General features: G+C 36.9%; 2 protein-coding genes. One reads left to right on the top strand and one right to left on the bottom strand.

The genetic code is table 11. The annotated features are described in order from the left end of the window. Position 1 precedes the first annotated feature (1 nt). A complete protein-coding gene (locus D6734_03315) occupies positions 2 to 1036 on the bottom strand; it encodes a hypothetical protein (protein RMF96737.1) in 1035 nt (344 codons plus the stop codon). 599 nt (positions 1037 to 1635) lie between these two features. On the opposite strand from D6734_03315, the gene D6734_03310 reads away from it, so the two are divergent. Next, positions 1636 to 2640, top strand: coding sequence for a DUF932 domain-containing protein (locus D6734_03310; GenBank protein RMF96736.1), 1005 nt, complete (start codon positions 1636 to 1638; stop codon positions 2638 to 2640). The last annotated feature ends 38 nt before the right edge of the window (positions 2641 to 2678 follow it).

The following is a 2678-nucleotide window of genomic DNA, read 5'->3' as shown; positions in this document are numbered from 1 at the left end:
CTCAATTGTCGACATTGTTGTGGCATTGTCTGCAACCTTTACTGAAAATTGACTCAGTATCAACTTCCCATCTTAATGAGAAGGAATTGTCTGAGCCATGAGCTTTATGGCAGGTAAGGCAAAATACATTGTTGTCAGCGGCTACAGTAGTTGCTGAAGTATAGTCGGTAGCGCCAGCTACGATGAAGGGTAGGCGAGGAATATCAAATCCTTCGCCAGTCCCATCAACCCAGTGTGCGGGGTCTGTATTTGCGCCAGCAGCGTTTATTGGAGAATATGCTCCTTGTTCCGTATTTGTTCCCGGATGCCTAATCCACATCCCATTGTTTTGAGTATTATAGTGATCACTGCTATCCATAAAGGCGTGATGGCAGGTTTTGCAAACATTTGTTACTTCACGCCAACTATTGTCTCCTGCTGAAGGAGCGCCATAACCAATATTGGATTGTTCGTATCTTTGAAGACCTGTTACGCCTGATTTTATGAATGCTCTAACATCGGTATCAGGGGCATTTACACGCGCTAAGTTGCGATAGTTATAATTTCCATGTGGAGTGTGACAATCCAAACATTCAACTCCAGCTGTTGCCATAGAGCCATAAAAATGACAGCGTGAACAAAGGCTTTTGGGATTGTTTTTCAAATTGTGTCCCTTGTAGTTCAATACGCCAATAGTATCAAATTTGCCAGCGGCTCTTTCCGTTAGTCCATTGACATCAGCCCCCACAACATCAGGTATACCTGCTTTTCCATCATGACAACTTACACAAAGATTTATGCCTGATGCCTTCAAGAGTTTTTCATTAGGTGTGCCGTTGTATGGAAAACTTGATATATTGCCTTCAGCACTTGTATCTCCTGCATAATTATGCTGCATACTTGCATGCATTATATGACAATCAGTGCAAATAAGCGTATCGCCGTTATGATAAGTATCCAGCATAATTCCTGAATATGCATTTGGGACTATTGTTAACACTGCGAAACTTAATAGAATCACCATCATCATTCTTTTTATTGCTATATTCATCTTCATCTTTTGCACCTCCAAATTTTTATTTTTCTATTAAATTTGCAGATTGACACTTATCTATAAGAGAAGAAGTAAAAACCTCCTTCATTTAAACATTCATTGATTTCATAAATAAGGGAGTTGGGCGAATAACCACATGGATGAAAAAGGAGAAATAACAATTCAAATAAATTTCTTTTTTTTATTTTTTTCATAACCATCTCCTTTCATGAATTTTTCAAAATGCATAAATTATGCCAAAAAATATAAAAACTATCCAAAAGATGGCACAGCGCCAAATTGTCAATATTTTCAGTATATTAATCTTTGTTGGCAGAAATAATCCGATTCAGAGATTTTGAAGACATTTTGAATCTGTGCTATATCGCACTTTGTAATGTGCGGAAATAATCAATAAAAACAAATACTTATTCTCAAAAAAGACATTAATAATGTCAAAAGTGTCAGAAATCGCTATATCCTTAAACATTTTCATTCAATTGATTGCTTGGCAAAAGTTTTTTTCATTGAAAATTTTTTATATTACACTGACATACTGCTGTCTCTCTGCCCTCCTATATTGTAATTAGAAATGCCTAAAACTTTAAGAGGAGGGATTAGATATGACGAATTTTCAATCGATGGGAAGGAGAATAGGCGGATTGGGTATGATGAATTTTCAATCAATGGAAAGAAATAAAAGGTTAAAGAGATGGTCGGGCCTTCCGGTTATCTTCCATAAAGGCACTCTTGAATATATTATGGGAAAGATTCCTGATTTTGAAAGGAAACCTTTTAGCGCGGATGGAATGAACAAATTCTACGATGTTATAGTAAGAAAACCAATGAATGGAGAAGGTGAAATTCCTGTAGGAATTGTTTCCAAGTCATATTCGTTGATACAGCATCGAGATATTTTGACATTAGTAATCGATTCTTTCAAAAATATACCCCATTTCAATGAGACAGAATTTAGAATGTTTATGACTCCGTACGGTGAGAGAATAGAATTTTTAATGATACTTCCTTCAAAATATCATTTTGACCCGGGCGACGGACATAAAGTTGGTTTTTCCTTTTGGTGCAGAAATTCCGTTGATGGGAGCACTAAATTGTCATTATTATTTGGATGGTTAAGACTAATATGTTCAAATGGGATGGTAGTATTTGACCCAAAATCTCTTATGGATGAACGCCGTCATACTAAATCCCTTGATCAATATTATGTAAACAATTTGATAATAAAAGGATTTGCCGCTTATGAGAAAGAGAAAAAAGTGTTGGAGCAATTATATAAAACTCCTCTCAATAAATGTGCCTTTGAGAGATGGATTAATGTGTCGGTAAAAGAAAAATGGGGTGTTAAAGCGGCAGTAAGAACATACCATATTGCAATGTCAGGCAGAGATGTCAATGTCGTTCCTCCTAATAAAAAAGAGCCTCCTACCAAAAAGAAAGTCAAATATACTGATGAAGTACCCGGAGCAGTTGCTCCTGCTAACAACTTTTACGCAGTAGTGCAAGCATTGTCTTGGCTGGCACGGCAGAGGAGGGACATCGATGAGCAGTTCCAATGGAGTGCTCAAATCCCTGCGCTTATAGATGATTATCTAAAAATTGCGGCATAGTGTATCAGTCATTTCGAAGATACCTTGCTTGATTATTG

The organism is Candidatus Schekmanbacteria bacterium (assembly GCA_003695725.1).
GTDB lineage: Bacteria > Schekmanbacteria > GWA2-38-11 > GWA2-38-11 > J061 > J061.
The sequence above is the reverse complement of the archived record's forward strand: the minus strand, read 5'-3'. Positions and strand labels throughout refer to the sequence as shown.

Excerpts from the sequence above, each read along its gene's own strand:
- D6734_03315 (RMF96737.1), bottom strand. The coding sequence starts at position 1,036 with ATGAAGATGAATATAGCAATAAAAAGAATGATGATGGTGATTCTATTA.
- D6734_03310 (RMF96736.1), top strand. The coding sequence starts at position 1,636 with ATGACGAATTTTCAATCGATGGGAAGGAGAATAGGCGGATTGGGTATG.